Here is a 19,385-nt window from a genome sequence, read left to right on the forward strand (position 1 = left end):
CAGGGAGGTCCGATGGCGGACGACGGACCGATGGCGTCGAGCGGCGACCGGGAGCCCGGCCGCGCCCCGGCACCGGGCGACAGGAACCGGAAGCCGGAGCACGCCACCGCGCCCGAACACGCCGACAGGCCGACAGGCACCACGGGCACGACAGACGACGGCGAGCCGGCGGGGAACGGGTCGAGCCGGTTCGGTACGCCGGGGCGGCCGCTGAAGCGCAGCAGCTTCCTGGTCGGCTTCACCGGCGCGGCCGGGGTACTGCTCGCGTACGCCCTCTATCTGGGCCTGCGCAACGCGGCCGGCATCCTGGTCCTGGTGGTCATCGCGCTCTTCCTGGCCGTCGGCCTGCACCCCGCGGTGGTCCGGTTGCGGTCCTGGGGGCTGCCGCACGGGCTCGCCGTGGCGGTGGTCGCGCTGACGGTCGTGCTGCTCCTCTGCGGCGGCCTGTTCGCCCTGGTGCCACCGATCGTGACGCAGACCGGGCAGTTCATCGAGCAGCTACCGAGCTACCTGGAGGCGTTGCGCCGCAACGAGACGGTCAACGACCTGGTGGAGCGGTACGACCTGATGGAGCGGGTGCAGAGCGCGGCGAACGCGGACACGGTCGGTCAGGCCCTCGGCGGGGTGCTCGGCGGCGCCCAACTGATCTTCGGCACGGTCTTCCGGGGGCTGACCGTGCTGGTGCTGACCATCTACTTCCTGGCCTACTTCGACCGGCTCCGCGACCTGGGCTACTCGCTGGTGCCCCGCTCGCGCCGGGAGCGGGTACGGCTGATCGGGGACGAGATCCTGACCAAGGTGGGCGCGTACATGGTCGGCGCGCTCAGCATCGCGGTGCTGGCCGGGGTGTCCACCTTCGTCTTCGCGTTGATCGTCGGTCTGCCGTACCCGTTCGCGCTGGCCGTGGTGGTCGCGGTGACGGACCTGATCCCGCAGATCGGCGCGACCCTGGGCGCGGTGATCGTCAGCCTGGTCGGTTTCGCCACGGACCTGCCGGTCGGCATCGCCTGTGCGGTGTTCTTCCTGATCTACCAGCAGGTGGAGAACTACCTGATCTATCCCAAGATCATGCGCCGGTCGGTGTCGGTCAACGAGGTGGCCGCCCTGGTGGCCGCCCTGCTCGGGGTCTCCCTGCTGGGCGTGGTCGGCGCACTGATCGCGATCCCGGCGGTGGCCGCGCTCCAGCTCATCCTGCGGGAGGTGGTCCTGCCCCGGCAGGAGTCCCGCTGACCCCGCCCGGCCCGGCCCGGTCGGCCACGGGTGGACCGGTCGACCACGGGTGGACCGGTCCGCGACGGCCGGACCGGGCGGCCACGGTGGACCGGGTCGGCCGGGTCCACGACGCGAGCGCGCGGCGGAGGGCGGGTCCGCGGCGCGAGGCGGCGCGGCGGAGGGCGGGTCAGCCGGCCTGGCCGGCGGGCGGGCCGGGCACCGGACGGTCCGCGAAGGAGGCCACCGTGCGGTCGGCGTACGCGCTGACGTCGCCGGTCTCCATCGGGCCGTCCCAGGTGGTCGGCAGCGGCACGGCGGCGGCCGGGTTGACCCGGCGGACCACCTCGTCCAGCACGGTCTCGGCGTCGCCGACCCAGAGGTGCTTCGCCCCGGGCACGCCGACCACCTCGGCCTGCGGCACCGCAGCGAAGCGCTCCCGGGCCTCGTCGGGGCGCAGGTAGTCGTCGAACTCGGGCACCAGCGCGGTCAGCGGCTTGCCGGACTCCGTCCAGTGCCCCAGGTCCGCCGGGTCGGAGAAGCGCAGCGGCGGGGAGAGCAGGATCGCCCCGACGACGGCCGGGTCGCAGCCGTACTTCAGGGTCAGGTCCGTGCCGAACGACCAGCCGAGCAGCCAGACGTTCGGCAGCTCGTGGAACTCGGCGTACTCGATGGCGGCGGCGACGTCGAAGCGCTCGCCGACCGCGTTGTCGAAGGCCCCCTCGCTGGTGCCGCGCAGGCTGGTGGTCCCCCGGGTGTTGAAGCGGAGCACCGCCAGGTCGGCCAGGGCCGGCAGCCGCCACGCCGCCTTGCGGAACACGTGGCTGTCCATCATCCCGCCGTGCGTCGGCAGCGGGTGCAGGCAGACGAGGGTGCCCACCGGGTCACGGTCCAGCGGGCGGGCCAACTCGCCGACCAGCCGCAGACCGTCCGCGGTGTGCAGCTCGATGTCCTCGCGGTGCCCGGGCAGGATGGAGGACGCGCGGATCGGTGTGCTCACCCCACCAGTCTCGCCGGTGCGGCCGGGAACCGCCGGGCGGGGCGGAAACAGCGTGATCCAGATCGCTCAGCCGTAGCGGGGAGCACCGCGACCGCGCTGGACGACCGGCCCGCGCCGGTCCCGGGCCCGCCAGCACCCGCTGTGCCAGTGCCGCCGGTCGGTCAGGTCGCCCCGCCCGTCCGCCGGCCACGCCACCAGGTGCGCCACCCCGGGCCGGATCTCCTGGTCACAGCCCGGACAGCGGTACGTCTTGGTGGAGGCGCCGCCGCTGATGCCGCGTACCTGCCAGTCGCCGTCGCGCCACTGCTGCACCGAGGCGACGCCCTGCCGGGCCCGGTCGGAGTCGAGGTGCGCGGCGTCATCGCGGCGGGGTCGGTTGCGACGGGGGCTCACGCTTGCCAAGCGTACGGGCCGGCGGCGGGACCGGCCCGGGGGTGGGCGGGCCGGCCCCGCCGCTGGTCAGTCCCAGGTCTCCGGGTCACCGGGATCGGCGGCCACCCGCGCCCCGCCCAGCAGGACGGCGGCGTCCGCCTCGGTGAAGCCCTCGTACGGCCAGCCGAACTCGACGATCAGGTGGGCCTTGGGGATGCCGAGCAGCTCCAACCGGTCGCCCTGCGGGTAGCGGTAGGCGGACCGGTCGCCGATCGTCCGGTTGCCCGCCGTACGGGCCAGGACGTCCTGGGTGAGGTCCTCGGCCCGGTGCTCGTCACCCGTCAGCAGCCGGGCCAGCCGCATCAGGGCGGGGCCTCGGCTGCCGACGTACTCCTCGAAGGTCACACCATGCAGACAGCCGTCACCGGCGGGCGGTGTTGACCGGGTCAGCGACGGGTGTGGTCGCGGAAGCCCCGGCCGCTCTTGCGCCCCAGGTAGCCGGCCGTGACGAGGTGCTCCAGCAGCGGCGCGGGGGCGAAGCCCGGCTCGCGCAGCTCCAGGTAGAGCTCCCGCTGGATGGCCAGCGAGACGTCCAGGCCGACCACGTCGAGCAGCTCGAACGGGCCCATCGGGTAGCCGCAGCCCAGCTTCATGGCGTGGTCGATGTCGTCGGCGGTGGAGTAGCTCGCCTCCAGCATCTTCACCGCGTCGTTGAGGTACGGGAAGAGCAACGCGTTGACGATGAAGCCGGACCGGTCGCCACAGACCACGCCCGTCTTGCCCAGCGCGGCACAGACCGCGCGGGCGGTGGCGGTGGTCTCGGCCGAGGTGCGGATGGTCTCCACGACCTCGACCAGCGGCATGAGCGGCGCCGGGTTGAAGAAGTGCAGCCCGATCACGTCGGCGGGCCGCTGGGTGGCCATCGCGACGTCGATCACCGGCAGCGAGGAGGTGGTGGTGGCGAGCACGACGCCCGGCTTGCAGATCTCGTCGAGGCTGGCGAAGAGGGCCTTCTTGACGCTCAACTCCTCGACCACGGCCTCGACGACGAGGTCGACGTCGGCGAGGTGGTCCAGGGTGGCCGACCAGTTGATCCGGCCGAGCGCGGCGTCCCGGTCCGCCTCGCTGAGCTTGCCGCGCACCACGCCCTTGTTGAGCGAGGTCTTGACCGCCTCGAAGACCTTTGCGGACTTCTCCGCGCCCCGGGTCACCGAGACGACCTCGTAGCCGGCCTTCGCGAAGACCTCGATGATGCCGGTGGCCATCGTCCCGGACCCGACGACGCCGACCTTCGCGATCGCGGCGGTGCCGGCGAGCGCGGCCTCCGCCGCCACCGGCGTCTGCTCGTCGGGTACGACGACCGGGGAGCCCGGCCGCTCGTAGGTGTAGAAGCCCCGGCCGGACTTGCGGCCGAGCAGCCCGGCGGTGACCATCTGCTTGATCAGCGGCACCGGGGCGTGCCGTCGGTCCCGCCCGCCGCGCCGGTACATGGTGTCGAGGATCTCGTACGCGGTGTCCAGGCCGATCAGGTCCATCAGCGCCAGCGGGCCCATGGGCAGGCCGCAGCCGAGCTTCATGGCCGCGTCGATGTCCTCGCGGGTGGCGTAGTGCGCCTCGAACATCCCGACGGCGTGGTTGAGGTAGCCGAAGAGCAGCGCGTTGGCGATGAAGCCGGCCCGGTCGCTGATGGTGACGTCGACCTTGCCGAGCCGCTTGCAGAGCGCCTCCACGTCGGCGACCACGTCGGCGGAGGTGACCACCGTCCGGACCACCTCGACCAGCTTCATCACCGGGGCGGGGTTGAAGAAGTGGATGCCGATCACCTGGTTGGGACGGCTGGTGGCGACGGAGATCTCGGTGACGCTCAGCGACGAGGTGTTGGTGGCCAGGATCGCCTCGGGCTTGCAGACCCGGTCCAGCTCGGCGAAGATCCGCTGCTTGAGGTCCAGGTGCTCGGGCACCGCCTCGATGACCAGGTCCACCGCGTGCAGCGCGTCCAGCCCGACGGCGAACCGTACGCGGCTCAGCAGCGCGTCCCGGTCGGCCTCGGCGAGCTTGCCCTTGGCCACGGCCCGGTCCGTCGACCCGGTGAGGATGGCCCGGCCGCGTTCCAGCGCGTCCTCGGAGACCTCCACCGCGACGACGTCGACCCCGTTGCGCGCGAATACCTCGACGATGCCGGCACCCATGGTGCCCAGACCCACAACGCCCACGCTGGTGAAATCACGCGCCACGACCAGCCTCCTCGATGCTCCGCACAGCCGCGTTAACGACCATTAAGGTTATGCGCGCGAGTCTGCCACGTGACGTTGCGTTGTCGAGGCGCCGTGGGAAATTTCACGAGCCCAGCGGGGCTGCGCGCGCCGTCCGGCCGGGCGGGTCGGGTCGCGGTCGGTCGGCTCGCCGCGCCGGTCGGGCTCGCCCGTCGATCAGGCCACCGTGTCGGCCAGCCCCAGCAGCTCGGCGACGAACTCGGCCGGCCGCTCCAGGTGCGGGCTGTGCCCGCAGCCGGGCAGCAGCACCTCGCGGTACGCCCCGCCGGCCGCCGCGTAACGCTCCAGCACCGCCCGGGTCTGCGCCACCATCGGCTGCGCCGGGCAGGCCGCCTCCCCCGGCCAGCCGGGCACCACGCCCAGCGAGCCCAGGTGGGCCAGGTCCATCATCGCGGTGTCCGAGACGATCACGTCGGCGTCCCCGTGGATCCAGGTGATCGGCGGCTTCCCGGCCACGGCGACCAGTTCGTCGGCGATCCGGAAGTGCGCCGGGGAGAGGGCGTTCAGCACGCCGCGCCGTCCCGGGGCGGTGCCGGGCCAGTTCGCCGAGGCCGCCGCCGTACCGGGGTAGTTGTCGTCACCGGTCGCGGTGGAGAGGAGGCTGTCCAGCAGCAGGTCCTCGTCGTCGCCGAGCGAGGCCGGGTCCGCCACGTAGGTGGCCCGCAGCACGGCGCGCGGGCTGGCCGGGCTGTCCGCGCCCCGGTCACCGGCGGCCAGCCGCCTGACGAAGTCCCCGTTGGCGGTGCCGCCGCCGGTGCCGGCGAAGTCGGGGGTGGTCGGCGTCCCCGCCAGGTCCCGGGTGCCGCCGTAGCCGTACGGCGAGACCGGAGCGGCGAGCAGCAGCGCGCCCACCCGGTCGGGATGGTCGACCAGCAGTCGCATCGCCACCCCGCCGCCGAGGGAGTGGCCGACCACCACCGGCCGCGCGCCGGGCGCGAAGAGGGACGGGTCGTCGAGCAGCGCGGCGACGTCGTCGGCGAAGTCGCGCAGGCCCCGCGTCGCGTCCACCGGGGCGGTGTCGGTCAGCCCGTAGCCGCGCAGGTCGGGCGCGACCACCCGGAGGGTGGCCGGCAGTCCCCGCACGAGCGGCTCCCAGAAGGCCGCCGACGAGCAGTTGCCGTGGATCAGCAGTACGGGAACGCCGTCCGGCGGCCCGGCCACCCGCATCGCCTGGGTGATGCCGTTCGCCGACACCTGCCGCTGTCCGGTCTCCATCCGCCGGATGCTGCCACGAGGGTGCCGGACGCGTCCATGGGCCGGCCCGCCACCTTCCCCGGCCCGGAGGTGTGCGCCGGCATCCGCCGTCGGTGCCGGTCAGGACGGCGCGGACGACACCGCCGGAAGCGCCACCGGCGTCACCGCGTCGACGGCCGGTGTGGCCTGCGCCGCGATCGGCAGCGGCAGGGTCGGGCGGCGGTCCCGGCGCGGCTCGCCGAAGCTGAAGCCCACCGGGTCGGTCCGCGCCACGCCCGGGTCGAAGACGCGCAGCTCGGTGCGGCCGAGCCGGATCACGTCCCCGTCGGCCAGCCGCTCCACGCCGGTGATCCGCCGGTCGTTCAGCCAGGTGCCGTTGGTGGAACCCAGATCCGCCAGCGCCGCCCCCTCGCCCGTCAGCCAGACCTCGGCGTGCCGGCGGCTCAGGTGGGCGTCGTGCACCACGATGTCGGCGGTCGACCCCCTGCCGATGACCTGCCGCTCAGGGCCCACCCGGACGCTCAGCCCCCGCATCGACCCACCGGCCACCGTCAACAACGGTCTCAGTTCCGGATGGTCCTCCATGGAAAGTCAGCCTCCACCCCGCGTGGTCACCCCGCGCGTCAGCCTGCCACCACACGGTAGTCGCCTCCACCCCCGCATGGTCACCTCCGCGTCCCCGGCCGGACACCTCGCGTTCGACGATTCGGCGCCCTCCGGCGGAAGAATCATCACAAGTCCGGCCGACCGCCGTCCACCCCGTTCCGCCGTCCCCGGCCGGTCCGACGGGCGGGACCGGGCCGTCGCGGCCCTACCGGCGAGTAATCCTCGGGTCTAGACTTCCGCCATGACGGCTGTGCGTGTCCCGGGTACCCCGGTCATCGAGGACGGTCGGCTGGTGTCGACGAGCCCGGCGACCGGCGCGGAGGCCGGACGCCTGCCGGTCGCCACCGCCGAGGACGTCGGGCGGGCGGTCGAGCGGGCCCGGGCGGCCGGCGAGTGGTGGGCCGGGCTCGGCTTCGGCGGGCGCCGGGAGCGGCTGCTGCGCTGGCGCAGCCTCCTCGCCCGGCGGATCGAGGAGATCGCCGAGCTGGTGCACGTCGAGGGCGGCAAGCCGGTCGCCGACGCCGTCGTCGAACTCGTCAGCGCCGTCGAGCACATCGACTGGGCGGCCCGCAACGCCGGCCGCGTGCTGGGCCCCCGCCGGGTCCGCTCGCGGCTCGTCCTGGCCGAGTTCTCCGCCCACCTCGAATACCAGCCGTACGGCGTCGTCGGCGTGATCGGCCCGTGGAACTACCCCGTCTTCACCCCGATCGGCTCCGCCGCGTACGCGCTGGCGGCGGGGAACGCGGTGGTGCTGAAGCCCAGCGAGTACACCCCCGTCGTCGGGCAGTGGCTGGTCGACACGTTCGCCGAGGTGGTGCCGGAGCAGCCGGTGTTCACCGCCGTGCACGGGCTCGGCGACGTCGGTGCGGCGCTCTGCCGCTCCGGGGTGGACAAGGTGGCCTTCACCGGCTCGTCGGCCACCGCGCGGAAGGTGATGGCGGCCTGCGCCGAGTCGCTGACGCCGGTGCTGCTGGAGGCGGGCGGCAAGGACGCGATGATCGTCGACGCCGACGCCGACCTGGACGCCGCCGCCGAGGCGTGCGTCTGGGGCGCGCTGACCAACGCCGGCCAGACCTGCATCGGCATCGAACGGGTCTACGCGGTCGAGCCGGTCTTCGACGCCTTCGTCGGCAAGGTCGTCGAGCGGGCCGGCCGGTTGACCGTCGGCCCGGACGACGCGGACATCGGCCCGATCACCATGCCGAGCCAGGTCGACGTGATCCGCCGGCACATCGACGACGCGCTGGCCCGGGGCGGCCGGGCCGTGCTCGGCGGCGCGGACGCGGTGCAGCCGCCGTACGTGCGGCCGACCGTGCTGGTGGACGTCCCGGAGGACTCCGCCGCCGTACGCGAGGAGACGTTCGGGCCGACGCTGACCATCAACCGGGTCCGCGACGCCGACGAGGCCGTCGCCCGCGCCAACGCCCTGTCGTACGGCCTGGGGGGTTCGGTCTTCGGCCGGCGGCGCGCGGTGGCGATCGCCCGGCGGCTGCGCTCGGGCATGGCGTCGGTGAACTCGGCGCTGACCTTCGCCGGGATGTCCACCCTGCCGTTCGGCGGCGTCGGCGACTCCGGCTTCGGGCGCATCCACGGCGAGGACGGGCTGCGCGAGTTCAGCCGCGCCAAGGCCATCACCCGGCGGCGGGCCCGGTCGCTGCTACCCTCGACGACCTTCGAACGGACGCCGGCCGACGTCGCCCGGCTCGTGAAGGCCATCAAGGTCATGTACGGCAGGTGACTGTCAGATAACCGATCATGAACACCCTCACATGTGTCCAACGTGGTGGGAGCGGTACATTGCGTTAAATGCGCCCCCATCGATTGCGCTTCCACCTCGTCGACAGTGACCGGTCGTGGAGTGCCCGGCAGCGGCGTCGCCGCGCCGACTGGCTGGTCCAGACGTTCCCTGACCTGGAGAAGATGCACGTCATCGACCTGGGTGGCCGGCTCGGCACCTGGACCCGGGCCGACGTGCGGCCGGCGCGCGTACACGTGGTCAACCTGGAGCGACCGCCCACGGACGTCCCGGAGTGGGCGGAGGTCGACCGGGCCGACGCCTGCGACCTGCCGGCCCGGATCACCGCGCGCCGCTACGACCTGGTCTTCTCCAACTCCGTGCTGGAGCACGTCGGCGGGCACGAGCGGCGACTGCGCTTCGCGGACGCCGTGCGCAACCTCGGCGACCGGCACTGGGTGCAGACGCCCTACCGCTACTTCCCCATCGAGCCGCACTGGATCGCGCCGGGGATGCAGTTCCTCCCCGTGCGGCTGCGGACCGCGTTCGCCCGCCGCTGGCCGCTCGGGCACAAGCCGACCCGGAGCCACGAGGCCGCCATCCACCAGGTGCTCTGGACGGAGCTGCTGGACCGCTCGCAGATGCGGCACTACTTCCCCGGCTCGCGGATCCTCGTCGAGCGGGTCGCCGGCCTGCCCAAGTCGCTGATCGCCGTCCGCGCGGACGGCCCGCCGGAGCCGCCCCGTTGACGTTGCGGCGGGCCCGGCCTCCGGGCGTCCCCGCGATGTCGCGGGGGCGTCCGTCAGAACAGGGTGAGCTCGTCGCGCTCGATGCCGCGCAGCTTGTCGTAGTTCACGACGACGCAGCGGATGCCCCGGTCCGTGGCGAGCACCCGGGCCTGCGGCTTGATCTCCTGTGCCGCGAAGACCCCGGCGACCGGGGCGAGCAGCGGGTCGCGGTTCATCAGCTCCAGGTACCGGGTCAGCTGCTCCACGCCGTCGATCTCGCCCCGGCGCTTCACCTCCACGGCCACGGCGCCCTGGTTGGCGTCCCGGCAGAGCAGGTCGACCGGGCCGATCGCCGTCATGTACTCCCGGCGGACCAGCGTGAACCCCTCGCCGAGGGCCTCCGGGTTGGCCGCCAGCAGCTCCTGGAGGTGCGCCTCCACGCCGTCCTTGCGCAGGCCCGGATCGACGCCCAGCTCGTACGAGGTGTCCTGGAAGATCTCCTCCAGGGTGATCCGCAGCTCCTCCCCCGCCTTGTTGACCACCCGCCAGACGCCGGGGGCCTCCTCCAACCGGCAGGGCGGGCTCATCCAGTTCAACGGCTTGTACGCCCGGTCGTCGGCGTGGATCGACACCGACCCGTCCGCCTTCACCATGAGCAACCGGGTCGCCAGCGGCAGGTGGGCCGAGAGCCGTCCGACGTAGTCCACCGAGCACTTCGCAATGACCAACCGCACCCGACGAGGGTAGCCGAGACCCCGGCCCGCGCCACCGAGCGGCACTGGCGCGCCGGTGCGATGCTGAGACGGTGCTCGAAGTTCTCACCGGTACCGGTCTCGCCGCCTCGGCGGGGCTGAACGCGTACATCCCCCTGCTCACCATGGGTCTCCTGGCCCGCTACACCAGCCTGATCGACCTGCCCGGCGGGTGGCAGTGGTTGGGCAACGGCTGGGTGATCGCGATCCTGGCGGTGCTCCTGGTCGTCGAGGTCGTCGCCGACAAGGTCCCGGTGGTCGACCACGTCAACGACGTCGTGCAGACCGTGGTCCGACCGACCGCCGGCGGCCTGGCGTTCGGCGCGGGCTCGTCCTCGGAGACGGTGACGGTCAGCGACCCTGACACCTTCTTCTCGTCCAGCCAGTGGGTCCCCGTGGTGGCCGGGGTGGTGATCGCCCTCGGCGTACACCTGTTGAAGTCCGCCGCCCGACCGGTCATCAACGCGACCACGGCCGGCGTCGGCGCACCCGTGGCCAGCACCGCCGAGGACGCCACCAGCGCGGCCATGTCGGTGGTGGCGATCATCCTGCCGGTGCTGGTGCTGGCGTTCCTGCTCGGGCTGGTCGTCTTCGTCTTCTGGTTCGTGCGCCGCCGGTCCGACCGCCGCCGGGAGCGTCAGGCGGCGCGGGCCGCCGGCTTCCGCGTCTGATCGTCGTACGCCCCGACCGCCGCCCCGCCCCAGGACATGCGTCTGGCCGGCACCCCACCTCGGGGTGCCGGCCAGAGCGGCGTTCAGTTGCTGTCGTCAGCTGTTCCAGTGCTCGGCGACCAGGTCGGCGGCCATCTGCTCCCACTGGGCGTAGTGGTCGGGGTAGGCCGACACCTGCACCGTCTGCGCGGCCTTCGTCAGCGGCATGTCCTGCCACCCGTCGACCTGCTTCAGACCCTTCAGTTCACGCAGTACGCCCGGCAGCGGGCACGCAGGAAATGTCAGGCGCTGTCATCATCTCCCGGTGCACGTGAAGATCCCCCGCGTTCCGCTCGTCGCGACCCTCACCGCCGTCGTCGCCGCCGCGGCTCTCCTCGTCCTCCCCAGCCCGCTGCGCGTGCCGGCCGACGCCGCCATCGTCCGCATCACGGCAACGGATCGCGCCCCGGCCGCCCCGGAGACCACGACCCCCACCGCGCCCGCAAGGACGGTGGCCCCGGCTGCCCCGGAGGCCACGGCCCCCGCCGCGCCCGCGGCGACGGTCCCCGGCGCGACGCCGGTCGGAACCAGGCCGCCCGTCGTCGACCACGGGCCGCGTACGGGGAACAAGGTGGCGCTCACCTTCGACGCCGACATGACGGACGCGATGCGGTACCAACTGCGCAGCGGCGCGGTGCGGTCGTACGCGAACCTGAAAATCATCGACCTGCTGGAACGGGAGCGGGTGCCGGCCACCTTCTTCCTCACCGGCAAGTGGGTGGAGCAGTACCCGGACGTGACCCGCCGACTCGCCGCGAACCCGCGCTTCGAGCTGGCCAACCACACGTACGGGCACCTGGCCTTCACCCCGGACTGCTACGGCCTGCCCCGCATCGCGGAGCGGGAGATGACCGCCGACGTGGCCCGTACGTTCGACGTGGTGGCCGCGTACGGGGGGCGGCAGACCCGGTACTTCCGCTTCCCCGGGCTGTGCCACGACCGGAAGGCGCTGGCCGCGCTGGCGCCGCTGGGGGTGACGGTGGTGGACGGCGACGTGGTCAGCGGCGACCCGTTCGCGAAGTCCTGGCGGCCGGTGGTCCGCGCCTCGCTGGACGGGGTGCGTCCGGGATCGGTGATCGTCCTGCACGTGACGGAGGCGAACGCGCCGATGACGGACGAGGCGCTGCCGCACATCCTGGCCGGGCTGGCCGAGCGCGGTCTCGTGCCGGCCCCGCTGTCGGAGGTGCTCGGAGTGGGCTGAACCAGGCTCGACAAAACCCACAAAAGCCTAAAATTGGGGCACGACTCTATAGGAGGTCACCATGACCGCAGCAGTGGAGATGCCCCGCGTCCAGGAATGTGTCGTGGCGGCGTGCTCGTACAACCACACCAACGACTGCCACGCCTTCGCCATCACCATCGGCAGCCCGGACCACGCGCACTGCCACACCTTCGTCGAGATGCCGGCGGTCCGTGGCGGGGTCGACGGCGGCATGACCGCCCAGGTGGGCGCCTGCCAGCGCGCGGACTGCCAGCACAACGAGCAGCTGGAGTGCCACGCGCCGTCGATCAAGGTCGGCCCCGACAACGACATGGCCGACTGCATGACCTACGTCAGCCGCTGACCGCGCCCGGGGCGCGCCGGGTCGGCGCGTACCCCCGGCGAGGCGCACCGCTCGACGGACAGGCCCCTGGCGACGCGTGCCCTCGCCGGGGGCCTTCCCTCAGCGCAGGCCGTTGGCCTCCCGGACCACGGTGACCAGCTCGTCGATGATCCCGGTCAGTGCGAAGTCCTTCGGCGTGAAGACCCGGGCCACCCCGGCGGCGCGGAGCTGCTCCGCGTCGCCGGCGGGGATGATCCCGCCGACCACCACCGGCAGGTCCGGCCGGCCGGCGGCGCGCAGGCCGTCCAGCACCGCCGGTACCGCCGCCAGGTGCGAGCCGGAGAGGACCGAGAGGCCGACCAGGTCCACGTCCTCCTCGACGGCGGCGGCGACGATCTGCCCGGCGGTCAGCCGGATGCCCTGGTAGACCACCTCGAAGCCGGCGTCGCGGGCGCGTACCGCGATCTGCTCCGCGCCGTTGGAGTGCCCGTCGAGGCCGGGCTTGCCGACGAGCAGCCGCAGCCGGCCGCTGCCCAGCTCGCGGGCGGTGGCGGCGACGCGCTGCCGGACGGCGGCCAGGGTGGCGTCCCCGCCGGCCCCGGCGGCGCCGGTCAGGCCGGTGGGCGCCCGGTACTCGCCGAAGACCTGGCGCAGCGCGCCGGCCCACTCGCCGGTGGTCACCCCGGCCCGCACGCACTCCAGCGTCGCCGGCATCAGGTTCGTCGTGGTCGCGGCGTCCGCGCGCAGCCGGGCCAGTGCCGCGTCGACCGCCGCGTCGTCCCGCCCGGATCGCCACCGGCGTACGGCCTCAGTGGCCGCCGCCTCGACGGCCGGGTCGACCTGCTCGACGGACTCGGCGCCGGCGGCGGTCAGCGGCGACGGCTCGGTCTCGGTGAACCGGTTGACGCCGACCACCACGTCGGCGCCGGACTCCATCCGGCGGCGCCGCTCGGCCAGCGAGGCGACCAGCGCGCTCTTGAGGTAGCCGGTCTCGACGGCCGCCACGACGCCGCCCATCTCCAGCACCTTCTCCAGCTCGACCCGGGCCCCGGTGACGATCTCCTCGACCAGCGCCGTCATCACGTGCGAGCCCTCGAACAGGTCCGGGTACTCCAGCAGGTCCGACTCGTACGCGAGCACCTGCTGCATGCGCAGCGACCACTGCTGGTCCCACGGCCGGGGCAGGCCGAGCGCCTCGTTCCAGGCGGGCAGCTGCACGGCGCGGGCGCGGGCGTCCCGGGAGAGCGTCACGCCGAGCATCTCCAGCACGATGCGCTGGATGTTGTTCTCCGGCTGCGCCTCGGTCAGGCCCAGCGAGTTGACCTGCACGCCGTAGCGGAACCGCCGCTGCTTCGGGTTCTCCACCCCGTAGCGCTCGCGGGTGATCTCGTCCCAGAGCGCGCCGAAGGCCCGCATCTTGGCGATCTCCTCGACGAAGCGCACCCCGGCGTTGACGAAGAAGGAGATCCGCTGCACGACGTCGCCCATCCGCTCGGCGGGCACCTGCCCCGAGTCACGGACCGCGTCGAGCACCGCGACGGCGGTGGAGAGCGCGAAGCCGACCTCCTGCACCGGCGTCGCGCCGGCCTCCTGGAGGTGGTACGAGCAGATGTTCACCGGGTTCCAGCGCGGCATCCCGCGCAGCGTGTACGCGACGACGTCGGCGGTCAGCCGCAGCGACGCCGCCGGCGGGAAGATGTGGGTGCCCCGGGAGAGGTACTCCTTGATGATGTCGTTCTGCGTGGTGCCGGCGCAGCGGGCCAGCTCCGCGCCCTGCTCCTCGCCGACCGTGCCGTAGAGGGCGAGCAGCCACATCGCCGGCGCGTTGATGGTCATGGACGTGTTCATCTCGGCCAGCGGAATGCCGTCGAAGAGGGCCCGCATGTCGCCGAGGTGCGCCACCGGGACGCCCACCCGGCCCACCTCGCCGGCCGCGAGCTCGTGGTCGGGGTCGTAGCCGGTCTGGGTCGGCAGGTCGAAGGCGACCGACAGGCCGGTCTGCCCCTTCGCGAGGTTGCGGCGGAAGAGCGCGTTCGTCGCCGCGGCCGAGCTGTGCCCGGCGTAGGTGCGCATCACCCAGGGGCGGTCGCGCTCGGGCAGCCGGCCGGGGAGAGCCTTCTCGTCCATGGCGGGAGTCTAAGTTACCGTTCAGTCACCAGAGCTGTGGAAAACCACACAGCTCCATGGAGCGGAAACCCGGGTGCGAAGCGCCCGACATGGGCGCGACCACCACACCCCGGCCGGCCCGCCGCCGCGGCCAGGTCGCACACTTGACACATGCATGACGAGCTGGCGATCTCCGTGCGGGGGCTGCGCAAGGCGTACGGGGACAACGTCGCCGTGGCGGGCGTGGATCTCGACGTCCACCGCGGCGAGGTCTTCGCCCTCCTCGGCCCCAACGGCGCCGGCAAGACGACCACCGTGGAGATCCTGGAGGGCTACCGGCGGCGCGACGCCGGCGACGTCGACGTCCTCGGCAGTGACCCGGCCCGCCCGGCCGCCGACTGGCGCTCCCGGGTGGGCATCGTGCTCCAGGGCACCGGCGAGTTCGACGAGTTGACGGTCGCCGAGGTGGTGCGCCACTTCGCCGGCTTCTACGCCGACGCGGACGACCCCGACAAGGTCGTCGAGCGGGTGGGGCTGGCCGGCAAGGCGAAGGCGCGTACGCACACCCTCTCCGGCGGGCAGAAACGCCGGCTCGACGTGGCGCTCGGCATCGTGGGCCGCCCCGAGCTGCTCTTCCTGGACGAGCCGACCACGGGCTTCGACCCGGAGGCGCGCCGCGAGTTCTGGGAGCTGATCCGCGACCTGGCCGCCGCCGGCACCACCATCGTGCTCACCACCCACTACCTCGACGAGGCGGAGTCCCTCGCCGACCGGGTCGGCGTCATCGCGGGCGGCCGGGTGGTCGAGGTGGCCACGCCCGACCAGCTCGGCAACCGGCGCGAGGCCCTGGCGACAGTCTCCTGGCGTACGCCGGAGGGGGCGCGGGAGACGGCGGAGAGCGCGACGCCGACGGCGCTGGTGGCGGAACTGGCGGCGCGCTTCGGCGGCGAGGTCCCGGGCCTGACGGTGACCCGGCCGACCCTGGAGGACATCTACCTGCGCATGATCGGACACCGATGACCACCACGACGAAGCCGGCCGCGCCGGCCACCACGGCACCGGCCCGGCGACCCGGTCCGGTCGCCCTCAGCCTGCGGCAGAGCCGGCTGGAGATCACCCAGTTCCTGCGCAGCCGGGAGTCCGTCGTCTTCACGATGGGCTTCCCGGTCATCATGATCCTGATCTTCGCAGCGATCTTCGACGACGACATCGCCCCAGGTGTCAGCTACACCCAGTACTTCATCACCGGCATGATCGCCACCGGCCTGATGACGGTGAGCTTCCAGAACCTGGGCATCTGGATCCCGATCGAGCGGGACCGGGGGGTGCTCAAGCGCTACCGGGGCACGCCGATGCCGAAGTGGGTCTGGTTCGCCGGCAAGGTGATCATGGTCGTGGCGATCGGCATCGCCGAGACCGTGCTGCTGCTCGCGGTCTCGGTGGCGCTGTTCGACCTGGAGCTGCCCGGGACCGCCGCGAAGTGGTTGACCTTCGGCTGGGTGTCGGTGCTCGGCGTCACCGCCTGCACGTTGTGCGGCATCGCCATCTCGTCGCTGGCCCGCACCGCCCGCAGCGGCTCGGCGGTGGTCACCCCGGTCGCGCTGGTGCTCCAGTTCATCTCCGGGGTGTTCTTCGTCTTCACCGAGCTGCCGACCTGGATGCAGCAGGTGGCGGCGCTCTTCCCGCTGAAGTGGATGTGCCAGGGCCTGCGCTCGGTCTTCCTGCCGGACGGCTTCGGCGCCCGCGAGCCCGGCGGCTCGTTCGAGCTGGACCGGGTCGCCCTGGTCCTCGTCGCGTGGTGCGTGATCGGCCTGGTGCTCTGCCTGACCACCTTCCGCTGGACGACCAAGCGCGACGGCTGAGGTGTAAGGAAGGGCCCCCCGTTAACGTCTCCGGTAGAGGAAGGGCCCCCTGCTAACGCGTGGACGTCGTGAGCGCGACGCCGAGCGGCGTACGCCAGTAGAGCACCTCGCGCCCGGACCGCCGCTTGCCGACGGCGCCCGCGTCCAGCAGGACCCGCAGGTGGTCGCTGACCGTCCCGAGGGAGAGCCCGGTCACCGCCACGAGCTGCGAGGTGCTCAGCGGCGTGTCCAGCCGGGCCAGGATGTGGGCCCGGTTGGCGCCGATCAGCCGGGCGAGCCCGTCGGGTGCCGGTGAGGTGGGATCGACCAGGATCCCGTGCACCGGGTACACCATCCCGAACCGGGTCGGCCTGTCCCAGACCACCCAGCCGCGACGGCAGTGCGCCGGGAGGAAGACCAACTGCTCGGCCTCGTCCAGCGACAGCGGCGGCTCCGGGTAGTCGTTGACCTGGAGCCGACCGTCGCCCAGCCAGCACACGTTGCGGTTGAGGTCGGCGAACACCCCGGCCCAGCCGCCCGCGCTCAACGCGGCGGTGCGGGCCACGATGTCCGCCCGGAGCCGGCGTTCCCGCTCCGGCCACTCCGGCTCGACGGTGTGCGTCCAGACCCAGTCGAGCAGCTCCACCACCTGCCCGGTGAGACCCTCCGCCAGCAGTTCGGCGGCGAGCGGTTCCGGGCGGGTGGCGCGCAGGTCGGCCCGGATCCGCTCGTCGGACAACCGCCCGACGGCCGCCAGCTCCGCCGCGAACGTCGGTTCCGGCGAGGCGGGCGCGACGGTGAGGAAGTCGGCGGTCCACCGGGGGTGGAACGACGCGGGCAGCAGTGCCCGGACCACCGGCCGACCGGCCAGCATCCGCCGGAACGCCGTGACGTGCGGCTCCCGCCAGGTCCGCTGCCACGGGTTACGCGGGTCGTGCAGCGCGCGCAGCGCGGCGACCGTGTCGACCATCGGCGAGACCGTGAAGCGGCTGCGCGCGAGGAGATCCGACGGCACCTGCCAGACGGCCATGTTTCGCCTCCAGACGTAACTCTAGGAGATCCACCCGGCACCCCACACGATCGTGCCCGTGAGAACGTACGCAGATCTGTTCGCGGTCCGGGAGTTCCGCAACCTGTTCCTGGCGAACTGCGCGGGAATCGCGGCGCACACGACGTCGGCGCTGGCGCTGGGCTCGCTGACCTACGCGTCGACCGGCTCGGCGCTGCTCACCGCGCTGAGCATGTTCGGCGCGCCGCTCGCCGGCGTGCTCGGCAGCCTGACGTTGCTGTCGGCGGCGGACAGCCTGCCGCCCCGCCGGGCGCTGACCTTCGCCGCCGTGCTGGTCGCCGCCGGAGCGGCACTCCAGGCGGTGCCCGGCCTGCCGCTGTGGGCCCGGTTCGCGATCATCTTCACCGGTGCGTACGTCGGGTCGATCACGGGCGGGGCCCGGTGGGCGCTGCTCACCGACATCCTGCCGACCGACGCCTACGTGCTGGGCAGGTCCACCATGAACACGAGCGTCGGGGCGATGCAGATCGCCGGCTTCGGGCTGGGCGGCGTCCTGTTGTTCTGGCTGGACCCGTACGAGGTGTTCCTGCTCGCGGCGGTGCTGCGGGCGGTGGCGGCGGCAATCGGGTGGTTCGGGATCTCGGAGCGCCCGGCCCGGACCACCGCCCGGACGACGGTCGGGCGCACGCTCCGGGTGAACCGGGAACTGTGGACGGATCCCGGCCGCCGCTCGCTCCTGCTCAACCTGTGGCTGCCGCCCGGCCTGGTCGTCGGCTGCGAGGCGCTGTTCGTGCCGTACGCCGGGGACCGGGCCGGCTTCCTCTACGCCGCCGCGGCCCTCGGCATGCTGGCGGGCGACATCGTGGTGGGACGGTTCCTGCCCCCGTCCCGGCGCAACCGGCTGGTCCCCGCCCTGCGGCTGCTGCTCGCCCTGCCCTACCTGGTCTTCGCGCTGTCGCCGGCGCTACCGCTGGCCATGCTGGTCGCGGTCGTCGCCTCGGTGGGCTTCGCCGCCGGGCTGCCGTTGCAGGAGCGGCTGGTCGCCCACTCGCCTGCGGAGAGCCGGGGCCAGGTGCTGGGCCTGCACCACAACGGGATGATGGCCGCGCAGGCGCTGTGTGCCGTGCTCGCCGGCACGGTCGCGGACCTGGTCCCGGCGGGCTGGGCCGTCGCGCTGCTCGCCACGGCGGCGCTGGCGGCCACGCTCGTGCTCACCGCCGGGCTGCGACGGACCGCCCCCGCGCCGGCGGAGGCGGTCCGCTGAGCGGCCGTGGAACGTCGCGCCCCGGCTGTCGACGACGCCAACCGCGTCGCCGCCGACCCGCCCGTCAGTACGTGTAGAAGCCCTTGCCGCTCTTGCGCCCGAGGTCGCCGGCGGTGACCATGCGCTGGAGCAGCTCCGGCGGGAAGAACTTCTCGTCCGCGGTGTCGGTGTAGATGTTCTTCGAGGCGTGCAGCAGCACGTCCACGCCGGTCAGGTCCGTGGTGGCCAGCGGGCCCATGGCGTGACCGAAGCCGAGGCGGCAGGCGGTGTCCAGGTCCTCGGCCGACACCACGCCCGACTCGACGAGCTTGACCGCCTCGACGACCAGGGCCGCGATCAGCCGGGTGGTGACGAAGCCCGCGATGTCCCGGTTGACCACCACGACCGTCTTGCCGATCTCCTCGGCGAACGACTTGGCCGTGGCCAGGGTCTCGTCGCTGGTCTTGTAGCCGCGCACCAGCTCACAGAGCTTCATCATCGGCACCGGCGAGAAGAAGTGGGTGCCGACGACCGCCTCCGGGCGCTCGGTCACCGCGGCGATCTGCGTCACCGGGATGGCCGAGGTGTTGGTCGCGAGCACCGCGTCGGCCTTGCAGATCTTGTCCAGCGCGCGGAACACCTCGTGCTTGATCTCCAGCCGTTCGAAGACCGCCTCGACCACGATGTCCGCGTCGGCCGCCGCCTCCAGGTCGGTGGTGGGGGTGATCCGGCCCAGCGCCGCCTCGACCTCGGACGCCTCGATCCTGCCTTTCTCGGCGAACTTGGTCAGCGACTTCCGGATGCCGTCCATGCCCCGCCCGGTGGCCGCGTCGTCCAGGTCCCGCAGCGTCACCTGCCAGCCCGCCTGCGCCGCCACCTGGGCGATGCCCGAGCCCATCAGCCCGGCCCCGACGACCGCGAGTCGACCCGCCATCTGCTTCTCCCTCGCCTGATTGAGTGTCTGCCAGCACCCTAGTCGGCGAGCCTGAACGGATGCTAAGGCGGCCGGGCGGGGTGGCCCCTCCAGGTGCCGGCCCACGCCCTCCCACGTGCGCGGCCCCGG

18 protein-coding genes and 1 pseudogene are annotated in these 19,385 nt (G+C 73.0%); 9 read left to right on the top strand and 10 right to left on the bottom strand.

All coding sequences use genetic code 11. The annotated features are described in order from the left end of the window. Nucleotides 1–12: 12 nt before the first annotated feature. Entirely contained in the window at nucleotides 13–1,230 is a 1,218-nt protein-coding gene (locus RM555_RS13335) for an AI-2E family transporter (RefSeq protein ID WP_311412031.1), read from the top strand. Between the two features lie 169 nt (nucleotides 1,231–1,399). On the opposite strand, the gene RM555_RS13340 is transcribed toward RM555_RS13335, so the two are convergent. From RM555_RS13340 to RM555_RS13365, 6 genes and pseudogenes are all read right to left on the bottom strand, one after another. Continuing rightward, a complete protein-coding gene (locus RM555_RS13340; protein ID WP_311412032.1) occupies nucleotides 1,400–2,209 on the bottom strand; it encodes an alpha/beta hydrolase in 810 nt (269 codons plus the stop codon). Between the two features lie 66 nt (nucleotides 2,210–2,275). Further along, complete coding sequence (locus RM555_RS13345) at nucleotides 2,276–2,602, bottom strand: hypothetical protein (RefSeq protein WP_172896372.1); 327 nt, start codon at nucleotides 2,600–2,602, stop codon at nucleotides 2,276–2,278. A gap of 270 nt (nucleotides 2,603–2,872) precedes the next feature. After that, nucleotides 2,873–2,986: pseudogene (locus RM555_RS13350) on the bottom strand (sigma factor); the annotation flags it as partial. Between the two features lie 41 nt (nucleotides 2,987–3,027). After that, nucleotides 3,028–4,815, bottom strand: coding sequence for a 3-hydroxyacyl-CoA dehydrogenase family protein (locus RM555_RS13355; protein WP_311412033.1), 1,788 nt, complete (start codon nucleotides 4,813–4,815; stop codon nucleotides 3,028–3,030). 195 nt (nucleotides 4,816–5,010) lie between these two features. Then, nucleotides 5,011–6,069: an alpha/beta fold hydrolase gene (locus RM555_RS13360; protein ID WP_311412034.1), complete on the bottom strand. Its 1,059-nt coding sequence runs from the start codon at nucleotides 6,067–6,069 to the stop codon at nucleotides 5,011–5,013. Nucleotides 6,070–6,168: 99 nt separating this feature from the next. Continuing rightward, nucleotides 6,169–6,633 (bottom strand): FHA domain-containing protein, encoded by a 465-nt coding sequence (locus tag RM555_RS13365; protein WP_311412035.1) that lies wholly within the window; start codon nucleotides 6,631–6,633, stop codon nucleotides 6,169–6,171. A gap of 262 nt (nucleotides 6,634–6,895) precedes the next feature. Here RM555_RS13365 and RM555_RS13370 point away from each other — a divergent pair, with 262 nt between their 5' ends. Then, nucleotides 6,896–8,392, top strand: coding sequence for an aldehyde dehydrogenase family protein (locus RM555_RS13370; RefSeq protein ID WP_311412036.1), 1,497 nt, complete (start codon nucleotides 6,896–6,898; stop codon nucleotides 8,390–8,392). 68 nt (nucleotides 8,393–8,460) lie between these two features. After that, entirely contained in the window at nucleotides 8,461–9,138 is a 678-nt protein-coding gene (locus tag RM555_RS13375; protein ID WP_311412037.1) for a methyltransferase domain-containing protein, read from the top strand. A gap of 53 nt (nucleotides 9,139–9,191) precedes the next feature. On the opposite strand, the gene nucS is transcribed toward RM555_RS13375, so the two are convergent. Further along, nucleotides 9,192–9,851: an endonuclease NucS gene (gene nucS / locus RM555_RS13380; protein ID WP_311412038.1), complete on the bottom strand. Its 660-nt coding sequence runs from the start codon at nucleotides 9,849–9,851 to the stop codon at nucleotides 9,192–9,194. A gap of 71 nt (nucleotides 9,852–9,922) precedes the next feature. Here nucS and RM555_RS13385 point away from each other — a divergent pair, with 71 nt between their 5' ends. The 3 genes from RM555_RS13385 (at nucleotide 9,923) to RM555_RS13395 (ending at nucleotide 12,144) form a co-directional block, all read left to right on the top strand. Further along, complete coding sequence (locus RM555_RS13385) at nucleotides 9,923–10,540, top strand: DUF4126 domain-containing protein (protein WP_311412039.1); 618 nt, start codon at nucleotides 9,923–9,925, stop codon at nucleotides 10,538–10,540. A 304-nt stretch (nucleotides 10,541–10,844) separates the two neighbouring features. Continuing rightward, nucleotides 10,845–11,780, top strand: a complete 936-nt coding sequence (locus tag RM555_RS13390) for a polysaccharide deacetylase family protein (RefSeq protein ID WP_311412040.1) — start codon at nucleotides 10,845–10,847, stop codon at nucleotides 11,778–11,780. A 61-nt stretch (nucleotides 11,781–11,841) separates the two neighbouring features. Further along, nucleotides 11,842–12,144 (top strand): DUF1540 domain-containing protein, encoded by a 303-nt coding sequence (locus tag RM555_RS13395; protein WP_151454877.1) that lies wholly within the window; start codon nucleotides 11,842–11,844, stop codon nucleotides 12,142–12,144. Between the two features lie 99 nt (nucleotides 12,145–12,243). On the opposite strand, the gene RM555_RS13400 is transcribed toward RM555_RS13395, so the two are convergent. Continuing rightward, nucleotides 12,244–14,250: a protein meaA gene (locus RM555_RS13400; protein ID WP_311412041.1), complete on the bottom strand. Its 2,007-nt coding sequence runs from the start codon at nucleotides 14,248–14,250 to the stop codon at nucleotides 12,244–12,246. Nucleotides 14,251–14,400: 150 nt separating this feature from the next. On the opposite strand from RM555_RS13400, the gene RM555_RS13405 reads away from it, so the two are divergent. Further along, complete coding sequence (locus RM555_RS13405) at nucleotides 14,401–15,249, top strand: ABC transporter ATP-binding protein (protein WP_151454879.1); 849 nt, start codon at nucleotides 14,401–14,403, stop codon at nucleotides 15,247–15,249. Continuing rightward, nucleotides 15,246–16,091 carry an ABC transporter permease gene (locus RM555_RS13410; protein WP_311412042.1) on the top strand — a complete coding sequence of 282 codons (846 nt, stop codon included), beginning with the start codon at nucleotides 15,246–15,248 and terminating at the stop codon, nucleotides 16,089–16,091. Before RM555_RS13405 ends, RM555_RS13410 begins: the two co-directional genes overlap by 4 nt. Before the next feature lie 52 nt (nucleotides 16,092–16,143). Here RM555_RS13410 and RM555_RS13415 read toward each other — a convergent pair whose 3' ends face one another. Beyond that, nucleotides 16,144–17,100: an ArsR/SmtB family transcription factor gene (locus tag RM555_RS13415; protein ID WP_311412043.1), complete on the bottom strand. Its 957-nt coding sequence runs from the start codon at nucleotides 17,098–17,100 to the stop codon at nucleotides 16,144–16,146. 58 nt (nucleotides 17,101–17,158) lie between these two features. On the opposite strand from RM555_RS13415, the gene RM555_RS13420 reads away from it, so the two are divergent. Further along, the gene (locus RM555_RS13420; RefSeq protein WP_311412044.1) at nucleotides 17,159–18,343 is read left to right on the top strand and encodes an MFS transporter; all 1,185 of its coding nucleotides are present in this window, start codon (nucleotides 17,159–17,161) and stop codon (nucleotides 18,341–18,343) included. Nucleotides 18,344–18,407: 64 nt separating this feature from the next. Here the strand turns inward: RM555_RS13420 and RM555_RS13425 are convergent, their stop codons facing one another. Continuing rightward, nucleotides 18,408–19,256 carry a 3-hydroxyacyl-CoA dehydrogenase family protein gene (locus RM555_RS13425; protein ID WP_121399583.1) on the bottom strand — a complete coding sequence of 283 codons (849 nt, stop codon included), beginning with the start codon at nucleotides 19,254–19,256 and terminating at the stop codon, nucleotides 18,408–18,410. Nucleotides 19,257–19,385: the final 129 nt, after the last annotated feature.

The organism is Micromonospora reichwaldensis (assembly GCF_031845925.1).
Classification (GTDB): domain Bacteria; phylum Actinomycetota; class Actinomycetes; order Mycobacteriales; family Micromonosporaceae; genus Micromonospora; species Micromonospora reichwaldensis.

Coding starts and splice junctions, on each gene's coding strand:
- RM555_RS13395 (WP_151454877.1), top strand. CDS start 11,842: ATGACCGCAGCAGTGGAGATGCCCCGCGTCCAGGAATGTGTCGTGGCG.
- RM555_RS13415 (WP_311412043.1), bottom strand. CDS start 17,100: ATGGCCGTCTGGCAGGTGCCGTCGGATCTCCTCGCGCGCAGCCGCTTC.
- RM555_RS13410 (WP_311412042.1), top strand. CDS start 15,246: ATGACCACCACGACGAAGCCGGCCGCGCCGGCCACCACGGCACCGGCC.
- RM555_RS13375 (WP_311412037.1), top strand. CDS start 8,461: ATGCGCCCCCATCGATTGCGCTTCCACCTCGTCGACAGTGACCGGTCG.
- RM555_RS13405 (WP_151454879.1), top strand. CDS start 14,401: ATGCATGACGAGCTGGCGATCTCCGTGCGGGGGCTGCGCAAGGCGTAC.
- RM555_RS13360 (WP_311412034.1), bottom strand. CDS start 6,069: ATGGAGACCGGACAGCGGCAGGTGTCGGCGAACGGCATCACCCAGGCG.
- RM555_RS13365 (WP_311412035.1), bottom strand. CDS start 6,633: ATGGAGGACCATCCGGAACTGAGACCGTTGTTGACGGTGGCCGGTGGG.
- RM555_RS13335 (WP_311412031.1), top strand. CDS start 13: ATGGCGGACGACGGACCGATGGCGTCGAGCGGCGACCGGGAGCCCGGC.
- RM555_RS13425 (WP_121399583.1), bottom strand. CDS start 19,256: ATGGCGGGTCGACTCGCGGTCGTCGGGGCCGGGCTGATGGGCTCGGGC.
- RM555_RS13370 (WP_311412036.1), top strand. CDS start 6,896: ATGACGGCTGTGCGTGTCCCGGGTACCCCGGTCATCGAGGACGGTCGG.
- RM555_RS13400 (WP_311412041.1), bottom strand. CDS start 14,250: ATGGACGAGAAGGCTCTCCCCGGCCGGCTGCCCGAGCGCGACCGCCCC.